Genomic DNA, 23,274 nt, shown 5'->3' with positions numbered 1-23,274 from the left:
GGTCAGAGCCTTTCGGTTGTCGTTTCGGCAATCTCGCTGCCGAGGTTTTGATTCAGAAGCGCGCGCGCCTCGGCCAGACGCGAGAGCGCGGCGGTATCATCCGCTTCGCTCTCAGCTGCTTCGGCGAGCCGGTCGTCAGCGAGGGGGTCAGTCGGGCGCCCATCCACGAGGACTTCGTAGTGTAGGTTCGGACCTGTCGCCGTGCCAGTCGCGCCGACGCGGCCGATCACATCTCCCGCCGCAACGCGTTGGCCTTGTGCCAGGCCATCCGGCACGGCGCTCAGATGCGCATAGCGCGTCATGGTGTCGGAGCCGTGGGCGATTTCGACCACTCGACCATAGCCGCCTCGCCAGCCGATGAAACTGACCCGCCCCGGTGCCGTCGATTGAACCGGTGTCCCACGTGCCGCTGCGAAATCGACGCCGGTGTGCATCCGGACGTTGCCAAAGACCGGATGCGTGCGGCGTCCGAACACCGAGCTGAGGCGCGCACCCTCGACCGGCTGTGCGAAGACGCGCAGCACCTCGCCATCGACGTAGATCGTCGCCTGACCGCTGCCGTCGTCCGGCCATACGATCTCGTAAAGCGAACCGCCGATCTCCAATGCGGCAAAGGCAAGATCGGGTTGTCCGATCCTGTCCTCGCCCACACGCGCCTCGCGCCAAAGAAGCCTTAGTGTCTCGCCACCGGCCAACTCGCGGCGGAAATCCACGGTCCCACCCAGCATCTGCGCAAGGTCCACGGAAAAACGGGCGGGTATGCCGGCTTCGTCGAGTGCCGCGAAGATAGAGCTGTCGATCACGGCTTCGCCGGCAAGGGTTACGATCTCCGGATCCGGAGCCACTACCTGCGTAGACAACTGCTCGCCGAAAACCACCTCGATCCGAACCCCGTCCTCGACGGCGAGTGAGACGGTGCGGGGGCTGCCGTCCACGGTCGAAGCGACAGTGACCGAGTGCCCCGGCCGCAGCCGTCGCAGATCGTATTCCGCGCCAAGCGCGAGGGCAACTTCGGCTCTGTCAGGTGCCGCAAGTCCAGCTTCGGACAGCAAGAAATCGAGCGTCTCGCCAGGTGCAATGTCGCGCGACCACGTCGACAGCGGTGGCTCGATCGCCCTTACCGGCCTGTCGGCAAACGCGACCTGCAGAAGGGGCAGGGGGCCGAGGTCGGGTGCATCCTCTGCCCATGCCGTCGCGGGCAGCGTCACCAGGATGTCAACGTTTCTAGGGGCTTCAGGACCTTGGGGCATCCAGCTACCTGCCTGGGCAAGTTCCGGCGGCACGGGTTCTTTCGACATGAAATCAGAGATGGCGATAGCCGCTCCCGAAACCGTCCCCGCAATTGCGACACCCGCCGCCAAAGTTCTGAGCCTCATGTCGCCCCCTCCATTTCTTCTGCCAGCGCGCGGCGAATTTTCGGCACCGCGTATTCTCTGGCTTCGTGATAGTCGATCATGGTGACGAACCGCCCAGAGGCTGCGAACAGGAAGACGCTCGCGGTGTGGTTCATCGTGTAATCGCCGCTCTCCGTCGGTACTTGCTCGTAGGTGGCGCGGAAGCCGTCCGCGACGCGCGCTATCTGCTCCTCCGGCCCCGTCCAGCCGCGGATCGCCGGATGAAAGTAGCTGACATATTCGGCCATCGCCGCGACGGTATCGCGCTCAGGATCGACCGTGATGAAAACCACGTTCATCTTGTCGGCCTCGTCTCCCAGATCGTCGAGCCATCCCGAAATGTCCGAGAGCGTGGTCGGGCAGACATCGGGACAGTAGGTGAAGCCGAAGAACGCCATCGTCGGTCGCCCGATCAGGGTTTCCCGCCCGACCGCGTTGCCCTCATGATCCGTCAGACGAAAATCCATCTCGGTCAGGGCCACAGGCCGCTGCCCGACAGGTTCGGGTCCACCGGGTCCATCGACCTGCCACCAACCGACGAAGAGCATCAGGGCGACCGCCCCGACACCAGCCGCCCCGTACCCCAGGATCGCCCGTCGCCGCATCAGTCCTCAGGCCCCCGCGCGGCGATTCCGAGGATCGGCACCTCGACCGTCACTTCGCCTCCGTCGTCGAAAAGCAGGGTCAGCGGAAAGGTGTCCCCTTCCGTCATCAGTTCTTGCAGCCGCATCAGCATTGCGTGCAGGCCCCCCGGTTCGAGCGCGACGCTCTCGCCCGGGGCGATCGCGATCTCCCCCGCCGGGCTCATGGAACTCACACCTTCGGCATTTGTCTTCGTCTCGTGAATTTCGGGCATCATCGCGAGCGGTGTTGTAAGACCGATCAGCGTCACCGGCTCGTCGCCAGTGTTGCGGATCGTCATGTAGGCGGCCCCGGGACGGTTCATCCCGATGGAGGCGCGGGACCACGCGTTCACGACGACAACATCCTCGGGTCCGGCCAGCGCGGGCACCGAGAGCCCTCCAAGGGCAAAAAGCGCCGCCAGTGTGCTGGTCAAAATATACTTTCTCATCGTTCTGATCCTGCCCTTTCCATTCAGCTTTGCACTGCAGCGACTTCGGCGGCCACTAGGCGACGCAATTCTGCCTCTCCGAATGGATCGAGCGGCGTGCCGTTCACGAAGAATGTGGGCGTCTGGCGAATTCCCACGGTCTCGACGTCGGCACGATCCTGGTTCAGAATTGCTACGACATCCGGTGCCAGCATTTGCGTGCGCGCGGCGTCTGCATCGAGCCCGGCCGTGGCGGCGATCTGAAGGATTAGGCCGGGCTCCGGGGCACCGTGCGCCGCCCATCTCGGCTGTTCCCGCAGAACGGCCTCGAGCACCGGCACGTAAACGTCCTGCATACGCGCCGTCTCGAGCACGCGGATCGCTTCCTCGGATGCCGCGCCGTGGAAGGGCGTGTAGCGGATCACGACGCGGACAGCATCCCCATGCTCGGCCATGATGTCCTTCACGATGGGATGAAAGGCGCGACAGGCCTCGCAGGCCGGATCGAAGAATTCGACGATCGTGACGGGCGCTTCCGCAGGCCCGAGGATGGGCGAGTAGGGGCGGATCATCGCGTCCGCGAGTTCCGGCGCAACGGGCTCGGCTTCGGCCAACGGGCCGGGGCGGGTTGCAAACCAGGTCGCTCCGCCGAAACCGGCGACGCCGAGGGCGAGAACGGACAGGATCAGGCCGCGTCGGTTCATGTTCGTGTGTCCTTCAATGAAAGGGCCGACAGCGCTCCGATCAGCGCGAAGGCGGCGAGCGCCATCAGCGGGATCGGGATGCCGAAGACCAGTTGGTTGTCATCGGTGCAAGAGGGGCCGGTGGCCGTGCAGGGCTGGATGCGTTCGGGAACAAGACCGACGTACAGCCCCATGTGCCAGAGGGCGACTGCGCCGCCGCCAAGCGCCAATGCGATGCCGTAGCGCCCCACACGGCCGTCCCGCCACCAAAGGCCGAGCCCGAGGACAATGGCCAAGGGGAACATGAAGGCGCGCTGGAACCAGCACAGCACACAGGGCGTCTGCCCCAGCACCTCGCCGATGAAAAGCACGGCAAGTGAGGCGACGAGCGCGATGATCCACGCCAGCCCGAGGGCTGTTTCTCCGGATATGCGGTTCATGTCGGTCAGATCCTCTCTTCCAGATCGGCGAGGATCTCTTCGGCGGAGGTGCCGTAGGGCCAGGAGTCGGCGAAGCCCGCGTCGGGATCGAAGAGGAACAAATGCGACGTGTGGCCCATCGTGTAACCATCCGGCGCTGCGGCCTCTTCGACGCGCTCAAAGAAGATTGGAAACGTCTCGGACGTGGCGGCGATCTGTTCCGGCGTGCCCGTCAGCCCGATGATGCCCGCATCGAACAGCGGGACGTATTCGGCGAGTGCGGCGGGCGTGTCCCGTTCGGGATCGATGGTGATGAAAATCGGCTGGACCTTGGCGGCATCGTCGCCCAGACCGTCCATCACTGCCGCGACCTCAGACAGTGTCGTCGGGCAGACGTCGGGGCAGTTGGTAAAGCCGAAAAAAACCAGCATCCAGCGCCCTGCAAAGCCCTCCTCGGTTTGAACCATACCCTGGTGGTCCGTCAGTTCGAACTCAGCGAAAAAAGGCGGCTCGGCGTCAGTTCGGGCGCTATCGGCACGATAATCGGACCAGAGCAAAAGCCATACGAAGGCAAGCGCTGCCACGCCTGCCAAAACCCAAAGAAACTTCTGTGCTGATGTAAGGGACAATCCTGTTCGCCTGCTTTTGATTCTTATTGCATGTGCGGATACATCCTCTAGCAGCTAGAGGTTCAAGCGCGAAATCATGGTATAGCTTGAACTCACGCGTCTGTGAATCCGACACTTGTTTATTCCGACGGCAAAACCTACACAGACTGTATCTTTTTCATGGAGGCTAAAATGCTCACGATCGGTACTCTGTCAAAGAAGACTGGCACAAAAGTGCAGACCATCCGGTACTACGAACAGATCGGACTCATGCCCGAACCTGGCAGAACCGAAGGCGGACAGAGGCGCTACGACAATGCACAGCTCGATCGACTGTCCTTCATCCGCCACTCGCGACAACTCGGTTTCTCGCTCGATGCGATCCGCGAGCTGCTCGACCTCAGCGACCATCCCAACCGGTCCTGCCACGAGGCCGATGCCATCGCGCGTCGCCAGCTCAAACAGGTGGACCAGCGCATGGCGCGCCTGAAGGCGCTGCGCACCGAACTGAAACGCATGGTTCACGAATGCAGCGGCGGGCGGACGGGAGACTGCAAGGTGCTTGAGGTGTTGCGGGACCATTCGGAATGCCTGACCGAGCACGAGGAAATCGGGGCCTGAAGGAATTCAGCCAACATTCCGGCTGGAACGCAGATCAGCCGCAGAAGTTAATGTGTCGTACAACACAGGCTGGAACCACAAAATGGCTGCTAGACAAAATTCAATGGAGAGACGGACGCTTTGGATCGTTCTGGCGCTCAATATCGGTTTGGCCGTGGCCTTTTTCGCAACAGGCGCCTTCGGCGACTCAAGTGCCCTGATCGCCAACGGGCTCGATAACCTCTCCGACAGCTTCGTCTACGCGATCAGCCTTTTCGCTTTGTCCCGATCCGACAAATGGAAACGCGGGGCGGCGAACGTTTCCGGCGGGCTGCTGATCCTGTTCGCCGCTGGTATCCTCTACGATGCATGGCGCCGCTACATCGGCGGGTCAGATCCGCTCGGGACGATCATGATCGCCATGGCCCTGTTTGCGGCGGCGATCAACGCAGTCTGCGTCTGGCTGCTCGCTAAACTCAAAAATCCGGACGTCAACATCCGCGCGGCCAACACCTTCAGTTACAACGATTTCGCCGCGAACCTCGGAATCGTCTTGGCTGGCGGCCTCGTCGCCTGGCTGGGAACCAACTGGCCGGACCTCGTCGTCGGCGTGATTGTCGCCGGGATCGCGGCCTGGGGCGGTATCGATATTCTACGCGACGCCCACGGCGAACACCACAAAGCGGTTCACACGGGCAAATAGTTGCGGGAGATTCTTTCTAAAGTAAGGGTTGAAGCTATAGTGACTATAGCAATTAGGTTTGTTCCAAGACGATTCGAGGAGCGACTCCGTTGCAGATGACCGACCCTTTACTTGCACCCACCAAACTACTGGATTTTGAGGCCGCGCCTCTTGCGCATCTAATTGAGACCCGCGGCTGGCGCGGCTTATCCGAATACGATCGGACCGGAGCTGCCTATGATTTCGTTCGGAATGAAATCGCGTTCGGATACAATCGAGCCGACGACATCCCCGCCTCGGATGTGCTTTCCGACGGCTATGGGCAGTGCAATACCAAAGGGACGCTCTTGATGGCGCTGCTGCGTGGTGTTGGCATTCGTTGCCGGTTGCATGGCTTCACGATCCACAAAGGCTTGCAGCGCGGTGTTGTCCCTGAGCTGGTGTATCCGCTTGCTCCGCAGGAAATTCTCCACTCATGGGTCGAGATCGAATTTCAAGGTGCCTGGATCAACCTTGAAGGCTTCATCCTGGATGACGCTTTCCTCGATGTCCTGCAAACGTCATTCTCGAACACAGAAAGTCTCTGCGGTTATGGCGCGGGCACGGATTGCCTTGGCGCGCCTCCCGTCGCCTGGAACGGAGAAGATACCTACATTCAGAAAACCGGCATTGTGCAAGATTTTGGCGTGTACGATACGCCGGACGCCTTCTATTTGTCCCATGAGCAATCCTTTGGATGGCTGCGTGGCGCCCTTTACCGTCATATAATACGCCACTGGATGAATGCGCGCGTACGTGGTTTCCGCAGCGGCCGCCTGAAGACTGACCGACGCGCGACACACGCGCACGCGGAGCCTGCCAATGCCACATGACCACGGGCACGCGCATATCGATCCGAATTCTGGGGACCGGCGGGTTGCCATCGCCATCTGGGCAAACGGGCTACTTACCGTTGCGCAAGTCGTCGGGGGCATATTCTCGGGCAGTCTGGCACTGATCGCCGATGCGCTGCACAACTTTTCCGATATGGCCTCGCTTGTCATTGCCTTCGCCGCACGCAAGATCGCGCGCCGCCCGGCCGATGAGCGCATGACCTTCGGCTATGGCCGGGTCGAAATCGTCGCAGCCCTGATCAACTACACCACCCTCATCGTGATCGGCTTCTATCTGATCTACGAAGGTGGCATGCGCATGATTGATCCACCCGAAGTCATGGGGTGGACCGTCGTCATTCTCGGTGGAATCGCGCTTGTGGTCGACACGCTGACCGCAATGCTGACCTACTCGATGCAGAAGGGGAGCGTGAACATCCGTGCGCTTTTTCTCCACAACCTTTCGGATGCGTTGGCTTCAGTGGCCGTGATAGTCGGCGGGACGCTCATTATACTCTATGAAATGCGTTGGGTTGATCCGGCCATCACCATCGGCATCGCGCTCTACATCCTGTATCTGTCCTTCACCGAAATAGGCGGCCCAATCCGAACCCTGATGCTCGGGAGCCCGCCGGACATCGACAACGAGGCCGTCGTCGAAGCGATGCGGAAAGTCGAAGGCGTCGCCGACGTCCACCACGTCCATCTCTGGCAAATGCAAGAGCACGAGGCTGCGCTCGACTGCCATGTCGTCGTGGCAACCGAGGGCTGGTCGAAGATCGAAGAGATCAAGAGCGCGATCAAGAAGCGGCTGAAGGAAGAGTTCGGCATCAGCCATTCCAGTCTCGAATTTGAGCATGAGGATCGCGCTCATCAGAACGCCGATCTCTACGGCCACGGCAACGCAAGTGAAAAGGAGAAGACCAATGTTCAAGGAAACGCTGACCGAGCATGATGATGTCATCGGGCTCGTCTGCGAAGGCAAGTTGACAGAGGCAGACTTCAAGAAAATGCACGCGCTGCTTCATGAACGTCTTGGAACAACCGATAATCCGGGTCTGGTTCTCGACCTTACAAGTTTCGAGGGCTACGAAGAGCCTTCGGCGATCCTGGAAGTTCTGAAGATCGACACTACACGTGAACGATTTCTGTCGCATAGCGGTTGTCGGAGAACGCAGATGGATGGAATGGGGCGCACGGGTGGTCAACCTACTGACGGGCTCCGAGATGCAGTGGTTCGAATCCAGCGATACCGAGTCCGCACTTGCGTGGGCGCGTGACGGGTAGCCAACGATTCTGCAAGAAAAGGACTAACTGAATTGGATATGGAATAATGCTTCTGGCGAATCCGGACCTACTACGTAGCGACTTTAACCGGGTACTGTGCGCCGATGTGCGATTCGAGTGAAATGACATCCGCCTCAAGATCGTGAGGCTACAGGGACATCACGTCCAAGTTACAGAATATCGCTTGACCTCCCCTTACTGGAAGGTTGTAAAAACTGTTTATGTTCCGCGTTTTTCGCCTTGTTTTGATTCTCATGCTGACCTTCGGTGCAGTGACTGCGCCGGATGTGTCGTCGGCCAGGATGTCGGTCACGGCTATGGCGCAGATGGACCCCTCCGAGAGCGCGGATGGCCGTTGCGGCGGGTGCTATCCCACCGGATTTGCTGAGGGCACTGCCTGTGAAGGTGGGTGTCCTGTTCCTTGCGGCTCCAGCGGTACTTCTGGCCTCCTTGTCAATATGCCGTCAGCGCGGCTCACGAGGCCTTTTGGTACTGCCGTCCTGGGTGCCGAACCTCTGATCTCACTCGGCACGAATCCGTCGCTTGATCCATTCCCTCCCAAACTGCCTGTCTGAACCTGAAACCGGCCTCGCCTGCTGCGAGGCCTGATTGTTGCCTTGGCCGAAGCTGGCTGAGTGCGACCCTTTCAGATCAAGGCAGTTGCGATGATTCTCCACAGACCGACTTCACGAAGGCGCGTGCTTCGCACAGGTGCCGCATTCACAGCCCTATCCGCTCTGTCACCTGCACGAATGGCGATGGCCGATCCAACTGGGGACCCATTCGTCCTACGCGCGGCATCCGGACAGGCCGCCCTGCGCCCGTCACCATACGGCCCGACTAATGTCTGGAGCTATAACGGGTCCGTCCCCGGTCCTGAAATCAGGGTCCGGCAGGGCGACCGATTGCTGGTTTTGGCTCAGAATGGGTTAGATGAAGGGACCACAATCCACTGGCATGGCATCCGCACGCCCAATGCGATGGACGGAGTGCCGTTCCTCACGCAGGACCCGATCCCGGTTAATGGCAATTTCCTGTACGAATTCGATGCACTGGATGCGGGCACGTTCTGGTATCACCCGCACCAGCGCAGTTCGGAACAGGTCGGACGTGGACTCTACGGGCCGCTGATCGTCGAGGAGGTGGACCCGATCCGCGTGGATCGTGACCTGACCTGGATGCTGGACGACTGGCGCATGACGCGGGCGGGGCAGTTGTCGGATGACTTCGGCAACCGCCATGACGCGATGCACGGCGGTCGTATTGGCAATTCCGTGACCATCGACGGTGAGATCCCCGAACGGATCTCGGTGCAATCCGGTGAGCGCATCCGCTTGCGGCTAATCAACGCGGCGAACGCGCGGATATTCGGGCTGGATTTTGGAGATTTTGAACCAGTCGTGGTCGCGCTGGACGGTCAACCCGTGACGCCCCATGCCCCTGACGGCGGGGTCGTGGTGATCGGCCCGGCGATGCGTGTCGATCTGGCAATCGAAATGACCGGCAAACCCGGAGAGGCCGTCACGGTCACCGATGTCTTTTACGAAGGCCTCGAATACCGTCTGGTCGATCTCGTCTACGGGCCTGACAGGCTGCGGGACAGTGTGCCGGATTGGTCGATGGACCTGCCGCCCAACCCGCTGGCCGAACCGGACATGGCGTCGGCCGCGCGGCACCAGATCGTCTTCAATGGCGGAATGATGGGGCAGATGATGATGGGTGGCGACATGGGGTCGATGATGGATCAGATGCGCGAGGGCAACATGTGGTTCATCAACGGCGAAGCCGCGACGGGGCATATGATGGATCCCTTGCTCGTCCTGCCGCAGGGCACGTCGCACGTGTTCGAGATGGATAATCGCACCGCTTGGCACCATCCGATCCATTTTCATGGGCATTCGTTCCGTGTGATCGCGCGCAACGGGCAACCGACACAATATCGGGAGTGGCAGGACACCGTCCTGATGGCACCCGAAGAACGGGTCGAGATCGCCTTCGTGGCGGACAACCCCGGCGACTGGATGTTCCACTGCCACATCCTGGAACACCAGGCGGCGGGCATGATGGGCGTCATCCGCGTCGATCCCGGCACGACCAAAACCTGAAATCTCACAAACCAATGACCACGAAAAGGAACGAACCGATGGAAAAGATACTTGGATTTGCCAGCCTCGGCACAGCTGGAGTCGCCGCCGTCCTTGCGATGAGCCTGCATGCAGCCCCAGCCTCAGCGCAGGAGGCCACGCTCTACAAGAACCCGCAATGCGGATGCTGCGAAAGCTACGCGGATTATCTGCGCGAGAACGGTTTCACGGTGGAGGTGAAGCCGACCCACGATCTGGCGCAGATCAGCCGCGATGCGGGCATCCCGGATGACTTCCAAGGCTGCCATACAGGCTTTTTGGACGATTACGTCATCAGCGGCCACGTGCCGATTGATGTCGTCAACAGGCTGCTGGAAGAGCGCCCGGAAATTGCCGGCGTGACTCTTCCCGGCATGCCATTGGGGTCGCCGGGTATGGGCGGCGCGAAACAGGAGCCCTTCAAGATTTACACCGTCGAGGAAGGTGTGAGCCCGACCGTATATTCGGTCGAATGATCAATCGCGCGGTCTGGTGCGAACCCGTGCCAGACCGGTTTCAAGGGAAAACAAAGGATGGAATGCATGATGATGGACGGTGGAATGATGGGCGGCGGCATGATGATTGCGATGGGCCTCGTCTGGTTGCTGATCGTGGGTGTGCTGGTGCTCGCGGCGATCGCCTTGGTCAAATACATCCGCTCGGACAGCGGAAAATAGAAATGTGCCAGAATGCGGATTGAGGGTGCCAGCAGCGGCGATAGCCTGTTGTCGATGGGGTTGGTCTGGGCGCTTTGCGTCCTGCTCGTCCTGTCGTCGCTCGCGGCACTAATCGTCCTCTGTAGGTGGCTCGTAACAAGAAGGCGGAAACTTAGTGAAAAACACGATTAGGCTCTCGGCTGTCCTGCTCGCCACGACGGTTTTGCCCGTAGCGGCGCAGAGCGACGTGCTCATGGGCGAGCGCCTTTATCAAGAGAATTGTGCCAGTTGCCATGGGGCAAACCTGGAGGGGCAATCAGATTGGCGCACACGATTGCCGAACGGCAGGTTGCCTGCCCCGCCGCACGACGCCTCCGGCCATACCTGGCATCACCCCGACCGCGTATTGCTCGACATCGTGAAACGCGGACCGGCGGCGATTGTCGGGAACGGGTACGAAAGCGACATGCCCGGATATGAGGATGTGCTGACAGACGATGAGATCACGGCGATCATTGACTACATCAAGAGCACATGGCCCAACCGGATCCGCGCGTCGCAGGAAAGCCGATCCCTTGCCGATGAGCAGGCGCAGCCATGACGGAAGAGGTCGAGGGAAATGCCGACCCTGTGTCGCGACGCAGTATCTCCGGGTTCGTGCTGGTTCCGCTGATAGCTTTTGCCCTCATGGTCCTGTTCGGTTGGGGGCTTTTCAGGGGTGGCGACGACTTGCCGTCGGCACTTCTCGGCAAACCCGTGCCCGACTTCGCGCTGCCCCCGGTGCTCGGCCGAGAAGAAGGTCTTTCGACGCAGGACCTGATCGGACACGTGTCACTGGTGAACGTCTTCGCCTCGTGGTGTGTGCCCTGCCGTGCCGAACACCCGTTGTTCATGGAGTTGAGTGCAACCGGTGAGGTGCCGCTCTACGGAATCAACTACAAGGACCCGCCCGATCAGGCGCGCGCCTGGCTCGACGAGTTGGGTGATCCCTACGCGCGCATCGGGGCCGACATCAACGGACGCGCCGGTATCGAATGGGGCGTCTATGGCGTGCCCGAAACCTACGTCATCGCCGATGGCACCATCGCCTACCGCCATGTCGGTCCGATCACGCGAGCGATCCTGCAGGATACGCTGCTGCCGATCGTCCGTGACCTCAAAACCCAATCCGCCAAGGAGACAACGCCATGAAAATTCTGAAACCGGTGCTAATCGCCTGGGCACTGTCCGTCGGCGCGGCGTTTGCCGGGCCGCAGGGGTTTGCACTGCATGACACCCCGCAGCCTGTCGCCAATGTGCGCTACGAGAAAGAAGACGGCAACCGGGGAGACATGGAAGATTTTCGCGGCAAGGTGATCCTCGTGAATGTCTGGGCAACCTGGTGCGTCCCCTGCCGCGAAGAGATGCCGACGCTGGATGCGCTTCAGGCGGAACTTGGCGGCGACGACTTCGAAGTGGTCGCCCTTTCCATCGACCGGGCCGGATCACAAGTGGTTCGGCGCTTCTACGACGAAATCGGTGTTACCAACCTCAATATGTATGTCGATCAGACCATGCTCTCGATGACCGCGCTGCGCACCGTTGGCCTGCCGACGACAATCCTGATCGACGCGCAGGGGCGGGAGCTCGGGCGACTGGTCGGACCAGCCGAGTGGGACGACCCCGAAATGGTGTCCTTTCTGCGCGGATTTATCGAATGAGTTCCCCAGAAGACGTTCCCTCACCCTTGACCTTCCAGTTACTGGAATGACTATCTCACTAACATCGAAAGGATTTTTCGGATGACCGACATATCACCTTCCAGCATTGCGGGTGCCACCGACATTGAAAGCGCAGGCAACTGGCCCCGGTGGCTGACGCGCAGACGATTGCTGTTCGTCGGTGCGGCAACCGTGATGGGGGGCGGCATGGCCCTGAACTGGGGATGGCTCACCGCGATCGGGCTCGCGCCCGTTCTGGTCTCGCTGGCCCCCTGTGCCGCGATGTGCGGCCTGGGTCTGTGCATGAAGGGCGGGTCTGGAAAGGGCTGCTCCAAATCGCCGGACGGGGCGTCTCCCGACTGAGTTCTTTCGATAACCACACGATCAACCCAAGGAGAAAACCATGAGAAAAACACTTACAACTTTCGTCGTTGCGATGGCCCTTACCGCAAGTGCATTTGCCGCCAGCGCCCAGGAACAGACCACCCTGGAAACGGGCGAAATGATGCAGAATGATGATGCCATGCAAAGCGGCATGATGGACGGCGACATGGCGGGCATGATGAAGATGATGGCCGAAATGAAGCCCATGATGGAAGCCTGCACCGAGATGATGGCGTCCATGACCGAGAAAATGGACGGTGGCATGATGCCGTCGGAAAAATCGGACGGCTAGAGTTGCTAATGATGCCTGTTGGTCCACGGATCGGCAGGCATTTATTGTAAGGATATAAGAATTGACAGCACTGACACGGCGCGCCGCCTTGGCGACCATCGCGGCCACGATCTCCTCGCCGGCCTTCGCCAATCATCCGGGGCAAAACCTGGATGCGCGCATGTTCGAGATGGAGCCATACTTCCAGGCTATCGATGCAGCGCAGGCTCCGGGTTTCGAGTTGCAGGATTCCGAGGGGAATCCTGTGCGCCTGTCGGATTTCAGCGACAAGGTCGTCATCCTTCATTTCATCTACGCCGACTGCCCGGATATCTGCCCGCTCCATACGGACAAGATCGCGGCGATTCAGGCCTCGATCAACGACGGTCCGATGAAGGATCTTGTGCAGTTCATCTCGATCACCACCGATCCGGTGAATGACACGCCGGACGTGCTGCGCGATTACGCGGACCGGCATGGGCTCGATCCGAGCAACTGGGTCATTCTGACCAAACGATCCGATCAGGCCAATGACGCGACGCGCCTTCTGGCGCGGGAATATGGGCTGGAGTTCACGATGACCGCCGACAGCGACATGATGATGCACGGAGCGGTCACCCATGTCGTGGACATCGGCGGGCGGTTCGCTGCAAAATTCCATGGCATGGACTTCAAGAACGTGAACCTGATCCTCTATGTCAGCGAGTTGATCAACAACGCCCAGCATCGACGCCGGGAGCCCAGCTGGTGGGACCGGCTGACAGGTGTGTTTCAATGAGTGTCGTCGCGACTGGCGTCAGGCTGTCCTCGACAGACGGAGTTTCCCTGACAGCTCTGCGTCGGTATTTTGCGGTGATCATCCCGGCCAACTTGATCTGGGAGTTCGCGCATATGCCGCTCTACACGATCTGGAACGAGGGCACTTGGGGTGAGATTGTCTTCGCAGCCGTCCATTGCACGGGTGGCGATATCCTGATCGCCATGAGCGCGCTGATGCTTGCCCTCATGCTGTCGGGCCGGGGCTGGCCCCTGGTCGCCTCGACGCGGCGGTCTGTGACCGTCCTGACGGTGGTGTTCGGGCTCGGATACACGCTGTTCAGCGAATGGCTCAACATCGTGATCCGCGCGGCCTGGGCCTATTCGGACCTGATGCCGATCATTCCGATCCTCGATGCGGGCCTGTCACCTGTGTTGCAATGGATCGTGATACCGCTGGTCGCGTTCTGGTGGGTCTGGCGGCCTTTCAACAACGATCGTGATGTATGATGGATATTTCCGGCATCGGCATCTTCGCGGCCTTCCTGGCGGGTGCCATTTCGTTCCTGTCGCCCTGTGTCCTGCCACTGGTGCCTGGCTACGTCTCGTACATCGCAGGGCAACCAGATTTGCGCACGACGCGGTCGGTCGGCTTGCGGGCGCGCGCCGGGGCGCTCGGGTTGAGTGCCTGCTTTGTCCTGGGCTTTTCGACGGTCTTCGTCGCCCTCGGGGCCGGGGCCAGCGCGCTCGGATCCCTGCTGCTGACATGGCGCACCGAGCTGAACTATCTCGGCGGCGCGATCATCATTCTGTTCGGACTGGTCATGCTGGGTGTCTTTCGTCTCAATGCGTTCTCGCGCGATACCCGTTTCAATCTCGACATTCCCGGCGGTCGCCCGTTTGGGGCCTACGTGCTGGGACTGGCCTTCGCCTTTGGCTGGACACCTTGCATCGGTCCGATCCTCGGCGCAATCCTGACGCTCAGTTCGACCTCCGGCGGCATGTCGGACGGCATCTGGCTGCTGTCGATCTATTCCGCTGGACTGGGGGTGCCTTTCCTGCTGGCCGCGCTCTTCACCGACGCCATCGCCGCGCGGGTAAGGCAGATCGGCAAAGCCGGTCGCTGGCTCTACAAGGGCGCGGGTGTTGCCATGATCATCATGGGAGTTGCCATCATGACCGGGCAATTGTCACGGTTTGCCTATTGGCTGCTGGGGACGTTTCCCTTTCTCGCGACGATCGGGTGACGAATCTCGAACCAGCTCTAGGTGTGATGGCTGCAGTGTAGGGATTATCGCCGCCAAAGCCTTGTCCACCCGCCCGACGCAAGAGGCGCAGGACATGTTCTGCAGGGAAAGTCGAAGGGTATGCGAATCCGACATGGGTGACTCCTGATCCTGGTCCTCCGAGAGATAAGGGTTCCATTAGCTGGAAGGTCAACAGATGCATCGAGGAATTTTTTCGGGCATTGACCTTCCCATAGGGGGACGGCCTAGATGGCAGCAGTAAGAAGGAGATCGTGATGATCAGGTTCAGCGTGCCGGACATGAACTGCGGACATTGCACCGCGTCGATAGAGAAGGCCATTGTGACGATAGACCCACACGCGACCGTCACCTGTGACCTGACTGCGCGTTCCGTCGAGGTAGATAGCGCATTGGATGAAAGCGCTCTGAAGGCAGCGATTCACGATGCGGGCTACGGATCGCAAAGACTGAGTTAGTCCCGGCACTTCCAGTCATTACTGAAGTACTCACTACCATTTTCGCGTCTTCTGTCTGACTGGTGAACGTTGCTATGTATCTATTGCGCAACAGTTTTGAGCGCTCGCAGCGAGAATTCGCCTGCCTCGCTAGAATGTGCCAAACCTTCCCGCGCTGTAAGCGTTGACTAATTTGTCAAAACGTCCAAGTTTCCGTTCATGAGAATGCGTGTCGCCACTTCGGTATGGGTGAAATTCCTCACTTGCTTCGCTTTTGCGTTGGCATTGGTTCTGTCTCCACCTTCTGCGGCACACGCGGCCTCGGGAATGCATGATGGTCAGCATTCTGGATCGATCAGCGCCCTTCTCAGCGAACCGACAGTTGGTCAGGGAACTGATATCCACGCCGACCACATGAAACACCCGGCGACAGTTGACGTGGATGACATATCCTCCGACATTGGTGAAACAGAGCATCAATCAACTCAGTGTTGTAACGGAATATGCATTTCTGTCGTCATTCCAGACACAGACTTGGTATTCCCGGATCCTATTGCTGCGAAAGAATATATGATCCTGAGCGGTCAGACGCATTCCGTCGAAACATCAGGGTTTCTGCGGCCCCCTCGATTCCTGATCTGAAACGGCGCCCAATCCGGGTGTGAGCCTTGCGCAGACTCTGCGTGAGACATCGTTCATCAATCAGGTTACCTTCATGAAAATTCATCTACTTATGGGGGCTTCGGCCCTCGGGCTTGGCGCATGCGCCTATGAGCCTACCCCTTTGCCCTCCGTTGCGACACAACAGGCTGTCGTCAACGCGACCGTTTCGTCTCCGATCAGCTATCAAGATCCATTGGCTGGCTACACCTATCGTGGTCCGACGGGTCCCCGTGATTGGCGTTCCGTCAATCAAGAGCAGACGGAGGGCAACTGATGCGGCTATCGAAATTTCCTCTGCTATTCGGCTTTCCGCTAATTTTGGGTGCCTGCGCAACCGCTGTACCGGGCATCTACACGGAACCGAAAGCCGGCTTCGCTAACATTTCCAGCCAAGTCACACCGGCCATCGGCAAACGGACGGTCTTCGCCGAAACCCAGGCCGAAAACGAGGCTTTGAAAAAGCAGGTGCATGCGATGGTGCATCGCAAGACCATTTCGGCGGACACCGCCGTTCAGGTCGCGCTCCTGAACAATAAAGGTCTGCAAGCGTCTTACGCCAATGTTGGCCTGTCGGCCGCTGAGGCCTGGCAGCAATCGACGCCGGAAAACCCGATCGTATCAATTGGTGTTTTGGGAATCGGTGCGCCTGAGCTCGGTGCCTACAGAGCGATCGAAGGGCTGATCCGGTCGAACGTCCTCGATGCCACCACGCGCAAACAGCGCATGGCCATTGCTGATGCAAGCTTCCGGCAGGCTCAGCTCAATGCCGTGAACGACACACTTGCGCTGGCCAATCAGACGCGAAAGGCATGGGTCGATGCAGTCGCCGCCTTCGAGGCAGTGAGCTATCTGCGGCGCGCGAAAGCGACCTCTGACGCCGGCTCTGAACTGGCGATGAGGTTGGGCGAGACCGGCGCACTCAACAAAGCTGGGCAGGCCCGCGAACAGGCATTCAATGCCGAACTGGCGGGGCAACTTGCACAGGCACGATTGAACGCCACTCGGTCCAAGGAGGCTTTGACCAGGTTGATGGGTCTCTGGGGCACCGAAGTCGATTACTATGTGCCAGATGCCCTTCCTGCACTGCCGCGTTCTGTCGGCCGTGTGACCGACATCGAGGCCAAGGCGCTCCGAAACCGGGTGGATCTGCGTGTTGCCAAACTTGGCCTGGAAGCGCAGGCCAAGGCGTTTGGGCTGACCGATCAGACCCGCATTGTCAGCGATCTTGAGTTCATTGCCGGGTTCGAGGCGGAGCGGGAAATTGAGGACGGAGAAACGGAAACCGTGACCACCCCTCAGGTGGAAGTGGAGTTCGCGATCCCGATCTATGACACCGGCAAGGCCCGGATGCGCAAGGCGGAATTGTCTTATCTACAAGCGGCCAACGTGCTCGCAGAGAAGGCCGTGAACGTCCGGTCCGAAGCGCGCGGTGCTGAGACTTCCTATCATGCCGCATATAAAATCGCGCGCCACTACCGCGACGTTCTGGTGCCGCTACGCACGACCGTCGAAGAAGAGGGTTTGCTGTCTTACAACGGCATGATCACCAACACTTTCGAGCTGCTGACTGACGTGCGCGAGAAACTTGGCGCATCCCTGGAAGCGGCAAATGCAAAACGCGAATTCTACATGGCACAGGCCGATCTGACCGCCGCGATCTATGGCGGCGGCGAAGGCGGCGGTGGTGCTGGTGGAGAAGGCGCAACGCTTGCCGCCGGTGGCGGTGCAGGACACTGAAAGGAACTGACATGTTGAACAGACGTCAATTACTCGGAGCCGGCGCGGCAGGCGCAACGCTGGTCTCTTCAAAAGCCTGGGGTCAAACCCTGAACATGGGCCTACCCGAAGCCGCGCAGATGGACAGTGCGGCAACGGCGATTACGGCGCGTCCGTCGTCGGGGCCGGACTACACACCTGTGGTCACGCTGAACGGGTGGACCCTGCCGCACCGGATGAACAACGGGGTCAAGGAATTTCACCTCGTCGCCGAACCGGTAGAGCGCGAACTTGCCGACGGCATGATCGCGCATTTGTGGGGTTACAACGGCCAGTCCACCGGCCCAACGATCGAAGCAGTCGAAGGCGACCGGGTCCGCATCTACGTCACCAACAAGCTGCCGGAAGGCACGACAGTGCACTGGCACGGGCTCATCCTGCCTTCGGGCATGGATGGGGTCTCCGGGTTGAGTCATCCCAGCATCCCGCCAGGCAAAACGTTCATCTACGAGTTCGACTTGGTGAAATCAGGAACCTTCATGTATCACCCCCATGGCGACGAAATGGCGCAGATGGCGATGGGGATGATGGGCATGTTCGTGGTCCACCCCAAGGATCCCACGTTCATGCCGGTGGATCGCGATTTTCTGATCATGCTGAATGCCTTTGACATCGATCCCGGCACATATGTGCCGCGCATCATGACGATGACGGACTTCAACCTGTGGACGTGGAACAGTCGGATCTTCCCCGACATCGATCCGCTGGTCGTGAACAAGGGCGACAAGGTGCGAGTACGCGTCGGCAACCTCACGATGACAAACCACCCGATCCACATGCACGGCTATGACTTCAAGGTCACCTGCACGGATGGTGGCTGGGTGCCGTCAGAAGCGCAATGGCCGGAGGTCAGCATCGACATCCCCGTGGGCGGGATGCGCGCCTATGAGTTCGTCGCAGACCATCTGGGTGACTGGGCGATTCACTGCCACAAGTCGCACCACACGATGAATGCCATGGGTCACGATGTGCCGACGTTCATCGGGGTCAACAAGAAGCCGCTGACCCAGAAGATCCGTCAGTTCCAGCCGGAATACATGCCCATGGGCATGTCCGGCATGGGGGACATGGCGAAAATGGAAATGCCGCTGCCTGACAACACGATCCCGATGATGACGGGTTGGGGGCCCTACGGCCCCATCGAGATGGGCGGCATGTTTTCGGTCGTAAAGGTGCGGGACGGCATCGACGCGGACGATTACTCCGATCCCGGCTGGTACGAAAATCCTCCGGGCGAGATGGCCTACGAATGGACTGGCGAATTGCCCGAGTTTGCCTCGAACAACAGTCCCAAGACCATTCTCACACCAAAACCAAACTCGAAGGGCTGAACGGCCCTTCGTCGACTCCAACCAAACCAAACCTACAGGAAAACCAAATGAAAAAACTTCTTCTGAGCACCTCTCTCGTCCTTTTCGCTTCAACGGGGGCTTTCGCTGACGTTGGTCATGCCAAAATGGCCATCGGTATGCCCGGCCATACGGCAAAAGTCGACCGGACGATTGATGTAACCCTGCTTGAAAACGACGAAGGCGAAATGCTGATCGAGAGTGAGGAGATGACCATCAAGCAGGGTGAAACCATACGCTTCAACATCACGAACAAGGGTGAGCTGGAACACGAGTTTGTTCTCGACACGCTGGAAAATAACGCCGAGCACAAGATCGAAATGGCCAAGATGGACATGGAACACGACGACCCGAACCGTATCCGTCTTGATCCGGGTGCCACGGGCGAGGTCGTCTGGACGTTCGCGAATGCTGGTACGTTCGAAGCCGCGTGCCTAATCCCGGGTCACTACGAATCCGGCATGCACCGTGCGGTCTCGGTGGGGGACCAGATGGCTCAGGCTGACGTGGAATACACGAGCGGGACCATAAAGAAGATCGACGCCAAGGCCGGCAAGGTCACAATCATCCACGGCCCTCTGGTCAACCTCGATATGCCCGCGATGACGATGGTATTCCGCGCGGACGAAGCGATAATGGCCAAGATGGCAGAAGGTCAGGACATCGAGTTTGTTGCCGACCGGGTCAAGGGCAAGCTTACTGTCACGCAGATGAAGTGAAGACTGACCTTGGGGCCGAGGCGTACATGCCCGGCCCCAACGCTTTGAGGCAATTAAATCAAGCGCTACGGAGGTAGCCGAGCATTATGAATTTCCTGATAACCTGCACATGCGCCCTTGCGCTCGTCTTTCCGGCTTTCTCAGTGAACGCTTCCAGTGGCAAAGGTCAGCAACCTCATGCAGCAATACATGTTTTGCTGAAATAGAAGTATCGTCCAGCTTCACGTTCAATACGCGGATCGTCTAAAGCCTCAATCGCCGTAGTCTGAGCGCGTTCGCGATGACCGAGACCGACGAGAGGCTCATTGCGGCGGCGGCGAACATGGGCGACATCAACAGCCCGAATACCGGGTAGAGCACGCCCGCAGCTAAGGGCACACCGAGCGTGTTGTAGGCAAAGGCCCAGAACAGGTTCTGGCGTATGTTACCGATCGTCGCCACGGCCAGCGTCCGTGCCTTGACGATACCGTTCAGATCGCCGCTCAAGAGAGTGATGCCCGCGCTTTCAACCGCCACGTCCGCACCCGTGCCCATGGCCAGGCCGACGTCCGCTGCGGCCAGAGCCGGTGCATCGTTGACACCATCGCCGGCCATGGCGACCTTTTTGCCATTCGCGTGCAGCTCGTCCACCAGCGCCTTCTTGTCTTCCGGCAGAACTCCAGCCCGGACCTCGTCGATGCCGAGGAGCTGCGCCACGGCCCTTGCAGTGCGTTCGTTATCCCCGTAGCCATGATTATCCGCAGCCGCCTCGTGCAGTTCCTTGATGACCTCGGCCGTCGTTCCTTGATCGGGTCGGCGACGGCGACGATGCCGGACAGTTTTCCTTCTATGGCCACGAACATGGCCGTCTTGCCTTCGCTGCGCAGAACGTCTGCCGCCTCCTCTGCTGCGGAGGTGTCGAGGGACATGTCGCGCATCATCGCGGTGTTACCAAGCGCGACGGCGTGGCCCGAGACGGTTCCGCTCACACCCTTGCCGGTCACGGCTTCGAAGTTCTCGGCATTGCCGACTTTGATACCTCTCTCTTTCGCGCCTTCGACGATGGCCTCTGCCAGCGGGTGCTCAGAGCCTTTTTCCAAGGCAGCCGCGAGGCTCAGAATGGTTTCTTCGGTCTCGTCGCCCAGAGCGTTCACATCGGTCAGCTTCGGCTTGCCTTCGGTCAGGGTGCCGGTCTTATCGACGATCAGCGTATCGACCTTGGCCATGCGTTCCAGCGCTTCGGCATCCTTGATCAGGACACCCGCCTGTGCACCGCGCCCTGCAGCCGTCGTGATCGAGATCGGCGTCGCAAGGCCCAATGCACAGGGGCAGGCGATGATCAGCACTGACACCGCCGAGGCGATGGCAAAGACGAGCGCAGGTTCGGGCCCGAAGCCTAGCCAAGCGGCGAAGGAAAGGATGGCGACCACGACAACGGTCGGCACGAAATAGGAAGAAACCTTGTCCGCAAGCCCCTGGATCGGTGCGCGGGATCGCCGCGCGTTCGCGACCATCTCGACGATCTGGCTCAGCATCGTGTCGGCACCTACACGAGCGGCTTCTATGACAAGGGAGCCGTTCTTATTGATTGTGCCGCCGGTGACCGTATCGCCCGGACCTTTTTCGACCGGCAACGGCTCGCCAGTGATCATGCTCTCGTCGATTGATGACGTGCCGTCGACGACCTTGGCATCGACGGGGACCGCGTCGCCGGGGCGCACCCGCAACCGGTCGCCCTCCACAATGTTTTCCAGCGGCGCGTCATATTCCGTGCCGTCGGGCAGGATGCGCCGCGCCGTTTTCGGGGCCAGATCGAGCAGTGCCCGGATGGCATCGCCGGTCCGTTCCCGCGCCCGCAATTCCAAAACCTGTCCGACGAAAATCAGAGTGATGATAACGACGGCGGCTTCAAAATAGGTGCCGACTCCCGCGCCCATCCGGTAAGCCTCCGGAAACACGCCCGGAAGGAATGTGGCGACCAGCGAATAGATGTAGGCCGCGCCGACACCAATCGCGATCAGCGTCCACATGTTGGGCGAGCGGTTCACGATCGACGCCCATCCCCGCACGAAAAACGGCTTCGCTGCCCACAACACGATAGGCGTCGCCAGCAGGAACTCGATGTATGTCGCCAGCCGATGTCCGATCAAGTCCCGGACCGGCAAACCGACCAGCTCTCCCATAGTCAGGATAACCAGAGGAACGGCTGCGGCGGCACTGATCCACATCCGGCGGGTAAAGTCGGTCAGTTCTTCGCTGGGTTCATCCGACGGCACCATCGGTTCAAGCGCCATGCCGCAGATCGGACAGGCGCCGGGCTCGTCACGAACTATCTCGGGGTGCATTGGGCAGGTGTACTGAGTTCCGGCTTTCGGGGTCATGCTGTGATCCGATGCCGTACCTGAGGCATAGTAGATCGGATCGGCCTCGAACCTGGTCTGGCACTTATCGGAGCAGAAGTAGAAGGTTTCACCGTCATAATCCGCCTGACGGGCCTGCGGAGACATAGTGACGGACATGCCGCAAACTGGATCCTTGGCCTGATCGGATGACCGCTCTCGCGGGTGCGGTTCTGTTACCTGTATCATGCTCTTGCCCTCCAAAATGATGCCAATTCCTAAGATGGGGCTTCCAGCAACTGGAAGGTCAAGCTTGGATTGCTGATTAGCGAAGGAAAGCTGATTGATACTGCCAATATATTACATAATAAATCTTACCGGCCCAAAACCTGTAGCCGCAAAGCAGTAATGTCACCCATCGGCAAAGCAGAAGTGTCACTCTCGCCTGCAATGAGAACAGGCAGAGAGATCGGGCATGGGATGGGTGATGATGAGCGAGCGCGAGTTGAACCGCGTGGAGGTTTTGGCACAGGTCGATGACGGCCGGCTGACGGTTGAGAATGCGGCGAACCTGCTGGATCTGACACGGCGGCAGGTATTCCGGCTGCTGAAGCGATACCGCCAGGACGGCGCATCCGCGATCCGTCACAAGGCGCGCGGCAAGCCTCCGAACAACCGGATCCACAAAGCGAAGCGCGACTATGCCTTGGCGTTGATAAAAGAAAACTATGTGGATTTCGGGCCGACGCTGGCCGCGGAAAAGCTGGCGGAACATCACGGGTTCAAGGTGTCCCGTGAGACGCTGCGCAAATGGATGATTGAAGACGGCATCTGGCTGTCGCGCAAACAGCGCCGGACGTTCCACCAGCCGCGTCTGCGCCGGGAATGCTATGGCGAGCTGATCCAGATCGACGGCTCCGATCACCGCTGGTTCGAGGATCGGGGCGGTCCCTGCACCCTGCTCGTGTTCATCGACGATGCCACCAGCACGTTGATGGAACTGCGGTTTGTCAAATCCGAGAGCACCTTCAGCTACTTCGAAGCGCTTGAGAGCTACCTGCATACCCATGGGCGGCCGGTTGCATTTTACAGTGACAAGCACTCGGTGTTTCGCGTGGCCAAGAAGACGCCAAGGGCGGCGCGCGGATCACTCAGTTCGGGCGCGCTTTGAGTGAGCTGAATATCGAGATTTTGTGCGCCAACTCAAGCAGGCGAAGGTCGCGTGAACGCGCAACCGCACGCTTCAGGACCGGCTTGTCAA

General features: G+C 59.8%; 27 protein-coding genes and 3 pseudogenes. 22 read left to right on the top strand and 8 right to left on the bottom strand.

Annotation, left to right across the window (positions count from 1 at the left end; translation table 11 throughout):
* Positions 1-2 precede the first annotated feature (2 nt).
* The 6 genes from ISM_RS17350 to ISM_RS17325 are packed head-to-tail and all read right to left on the bottom strand — an operon-like array spanning position 3 to position 4,140.
* Positions 3-1,376, bottom strand: a complete 1,374-nt coding sequence (locus ISM_RS17350) for a M23 family metallopeptidase (RefSeq protein WP_009815487.1) — start codon at positions 1,374-1,376, stop codon at positions 3-5.
* Positions 1,373-1,999: an SCO family protein gene (locus tag ISM_RS17345; RefSeq protein WP_009815486.1), complete on the bottom strand. Its 627-nt coding sequence runs from the start codon at positions 1,997-1,999 to the stop codon at positions 1,373-1,375. The genes ISM_RS17350 and ISM_RS17345 overlap by 4 nt, the downstream gene beginning before the upstream one ends.
* Positions 1,999-2,466 carry a copper chaperone PCu(A)C gene (locus tag ISM_RS17340; protein WP_040618647.1) on the bottom strand — a complete coding sequence of 156 codons (468 nt, stop codon included), beginning with the start codon at positions 2,464-2,466 and terminating at the stop codon, positions 1,999-2,001. The genes ISM_RS17345 and ISM_RS17340 overlap by 1 nt, the downstream gene beginning before the upstream one ends.
* A 23-nt stretch (positions 2,467-2,489) precedes the next feature.
* Positions 2,490-3,149, bottom strand: a complete 660-nt coding sequence (locus tag ISM_RS17335) for a DsbA family protein (protein WP_009815484.1) — start codon at positions 3,147-3,149, stop codon at positions 2,490-2,492.
* The gene (locus ISM_RS17330) at positions 3,146-3,568 is read right to left on the bottom strand and encodes a disulfide bond formation protein B (protein WP_009815483.1); all 423 of its coding nucleotides are present in this window, start codon (positions 3,566-3,568) and stop codon (positions 3,146-3,148) included. The genes ISM_RS17335 and ISM_RS17330 overlap by 4 nt, the downstream gene beginning before the upstream one ends.
* Before the next feature lie 5 nt (positions 3,569-3,573).
* On the bottom strand, positions 3,574-4,140 hold the full coding sequence (locus ISM_RS17325; protein ID WP_040618646.1) for an SCO family protein: 567 nt from the start codon (positions 4,138-4,140) through the stop codon (positions 3,574-3,576).
* A 207-nt stretch (positions 4,141-4,347) separates the two neighbouring features.
* Here ISM_RS17325 and ISM_RS17320 point away from each other — a divergent pair, with 207 nt between their 5' ends.
* The 21 genes and pseudogenes from ISM_RS17320 to ISM_RS17230 all read left to right on the top strand — a co-directional run bounded on the left by ISM_RS17320 (position 4,348) and on the right by ISM_RS17230 (position 19,695).
* On the top strand, positions 4,348-4,776 hold the full coding sequence (locus tag ISM_RS17320) for a MerR family transcriptional regulator (protein WP_009815481.1): 429 nt from the start codon (positions 4,348-4,350) through the stop codon (positions 4,774-4,776).
* A 103-nt stretch (positions 4,777-4,879) separates the two neighbouring features.
* The gene (locus ISM_RS17315; protein ID WP_009815480.1) at positions 4,880-5,458 is read left to right on the top strand and encodes a cation efflux transmembrane domain-containing protein; all 579 of its coding nucleotides are present in this window, start codon (positions 4,880-4,882) and stop codon (positions 5,456-5,458) included.
* 95 nt (positions 5,459-5,553) lie between these two features.
* Positions 5,554-6,309, top strand: coding sequence for a transglutaminase-like domain-containing protein (locus ISM_RS17310; RefSeq protein ID WP_009815479.1), 756 nt, complete (start codon positions 5,554-5,556; stop codon positions 6,307-6,309).
* Positions 6,299-7,264: a cation diffusion facilitator family transporter gene (locus tag ISM_RS17305; RefSeq protein WP_040618645.1), complete on the top strand. Its 966-nt coding sequence runs from the start codon at positions 6,299-6,301 to the stop codon at positions 7,262-7,264. The genes ISM_RS17310 and ISM_RS17305 overlap by 11 nt, the downstream gene beginning before the upstream one ends.
* Positions 7,167-7,596 (top strand): annotated as a pseudogene (locus tag ISM_RS18635) (SpoIIAA family protein). The gene ISM_RS17305 and the pseudogene ISM_RS18635 overlap by 98 nt, the downstream one beginning before the upstream one ends.
* A gap of 752 nt (positions 7,597-8,348) precedes the next feature.
* Positions 8,349-9,701, top strand: a complete 1,353-nt coding sequence (locus tag ISM_RS17295; RefSeq protein WP_254655715.1) for a multicopper oxidase family protein — start codon at positions 8,349-8,351, stop codon at positions 9,699-9,701.
* A 38-nt stretch (positions 9,702-9,739) separates the two neighbouring features.
* On the top strand, positions 9,740-10,195 hold the full coding sequence (locus ISM_RS17290; protein ID WP_040618661.1) for a DUF411 domain-containing protein: 456 nt from the start codon (positions 9,740-9,742) through the stop codon (positions 10,193-10,195).
* Between the two features lie 66 nt (positions 10,196-10,261).
* The gene (locus tag ISM_RS18620; RefSeq protein ID WP_009503829.1) at positions 10,262-10,396 is read left to right on the top strand and encodes a hypothetical protein; all 135 of its coding nucleotides are present in this window, start codon (positions 10,262-10,264) and stop codon (positions 10,394-10,396) included.
* A 202-nt stretch (positions 10,397-10,598) separates the two neighbouring features.
* Positions 10,599-10,976 carry a c-type cytochrome gene (locus ISM_RS17285; protein ID WP_237267629.1) on the top strand — a complete coding sequence of 126 codons (378 nt, stop codon included), beginning with the start codon at positions 10,599-10,601 and terminating at the stop codon, positions 10,974-10,976.
* Positions 10,973-11,566, top strand: a complete 594-nt coding sequence (locus ISM_RS17280) for a DsbE family thiol:disulfide interchange protein (RefSeq protein ID WP_009815473.1) — start codon at positions 10,973-10,975, stop codon at positions 11,564-11,566. The genes ISM_RS17285 and ISM_RS17280 overlap by 4 nt, the downstream gene beginning before the upstream one ends.
* Positions 11,563-12,075, top strand: a complete 513-nt coding sequence (locus ISM_RS17275; protein WP_009815472.1) for a TlpA family protein disulfide reductase — start codon at positions 11,563-11,565, stop codon at positions 12,073-12,075. Before ISM_RS17280 ends, ISM_RS17275 begins: the two co-directional genes overlap by 4 nt.
* Before the next feature lie 81 nt (positions 12,076-12,156).
* Entirely contained in the window at positions 12,157-12,438 is a 282-nt protein-coding gene (locus ISM_RS17270) for a hypothetical protein (protein WP_009815471.1), read from the top strand.
* Between the two features lie 40 nt (positions 12,439-12,478).
* The gene (locus ISM_RS17265) at positions 12,479-12,751 is read left to right on the top strand and encodes a hypothetical protein (RefSeq protein ID WP_156783514.1); all 273 of its coding nucleotides are present in this window, start codon (positions 12,479-12,481) and stop codon (positions 12,749-12,751) included.
* A 61-nt stretch (positions 12,752-12,812) separates the two neighbouring features.
* Positions 12,813-13,508 carry an SCO family protein gene (locus ISM_RS17260; RefSeq protein WP_040618643.1) on the top strand — a complete coding sequence of 232 codons (696 nt, stop codon included), beginning with the start codon at positions 12,813-12,815 and terminating at the stop codon, positions 13,506-13,508.
* Positions 13,505-13,996, top strand: a complete 492-nt coding sequence (locus ISM_RS17255) for a hypothetical protein (RefSeq protein WP_009503822.1) — start codon at positions 13,505-13,507, stop codon at positions 13,994-13,996. The genes ISM_RS17260 and ISM_RS17255 overlap by 4 nt, the downstream gene beginning before the upstream one ends.
* Positions 13,993-14,733 (top strand): cytochrome c biogenesis CcdA family protein, encoded by a 741-nt coding sequence (locus ISM_RS17250; RefSeq protein ID WP_009503821.1) that lies wholly within the window; start codon positions 13,993-13,995, stop codon positions 14,731-14,733. Before ISM_RS17255 ends, ISM_RS17250 begins: the two co-directional genes overlap by 4 nt.
* A 275-nt stretch (positions 14,734-15,008) precedes the next feature.
* Complete coding sequence (locus ISM_RS17245) at positions 15,009-15,209, top strand: heavy-metal-associated domain-containing protein (RefSeq protein WP_009815466.1); 201 nt, start codon at positions 15,009-15,011, stop codon at positions 15,207-15,209.
* Positions 15,210-15,413: 204 nt separating this feature from the next.
* Positions 15,414-15,830 carry a hypothetical protein gene (locus ISM_RS18085; RefSeq protein WP_254655714.1) on the top strand — a complete coding sequence of 139 codons (417 nt, stop codon included), beginning with the start codon at positions 15,414-15,416 and terminating at the stop codon, positions 15,828-15,830.
* Positions 15,831-16,124: 294 nt separating this feature from the next.
* Positions 16,125-17,588, top strand: a complete 1,464-nt coding sequence (locus ISM_RS17240) for a TolC family protein (protein ID WP_040618642.1) — start codon at positions 16,125-16,127, stop codon at positions 17,586-17,588.
* 11 nt (positions 17,589-17,599) lie between these two features.
* The gene (locus ISM_RS17235) at positions 17,600-18,958 is read left to right on the top strand and encodes a multicopper oxidase family protein (protein WP_152334942.1); all 1,359 of its coding nucleotides are present in this window, start codon (positions 17,600-17,602) and stop codon (positions 18,956-18,958) included.
* A 47-nt stretch (positions 18,959-19,005) separates the two neighbouring features.
* Positions 19,006-19,695: a copper-binding protein gene (locus ISM_RS17230; RefSeq protein ID WP_040618641.1), complete on the top strand. Its 690-nt coding sequence runs from the start codon at positions 19,006-19,008 to the stop codon at positions 19,693-19,695.
* Positions 19,696-19,938: 243 nt separating this feature from the next.
* Here the strand turns inward: ISM_RS17230 and ISM_RS18555 are convergent, their stop codons facing one another.
* Both ISM_RS18555 and ISM_RS17220 read right to left on the bottom strand, forming a co-directional pair.
* Positions 19,939-20,451, bottom strand: a complete 513-nt coding sequence (locus tag ISM_RS18555; RefSeq protein WP_254655721.1) for an HAD-IC family P-type ATPase — start codon at positions 20,449-20,451, stop codon at positions 19,939-19,941.
* A gap of 23 nt (positions 20,452-20,474) precedes the next feature.
* Positions 20,475-22,181 (bottom strand): annotated as a pseudogene (locus ISM_RS17220) (heavy metal translocating P-type ATPase); the annotation flags it as partial.
* Positions 22,182-22,488: 307 nt separating this feature from the next.
* Here ISM_RS17220 and ISM_RS17215 point away from each other — a divergent pair.
* Positions 22,489-23,274: pseudogene (locus ISM_RS17215) on the top strand (ISNCY family transposase); the annotation flags it as partial.

The organism is Roseovarius nubinhibens ISM (assembly GCF_000152625.1).
Taxonomy (GTDB): domain Bacteria; phylum Pseudomonadota; class Alphaproteobacteria; order Rhodobacterales; family Rhodobacteraceae; genus Roseovarius; species Roseovarius nubinhibens.
This window is presented reverse-complemented; position numbering and strand designations above follow the sequence as displayed.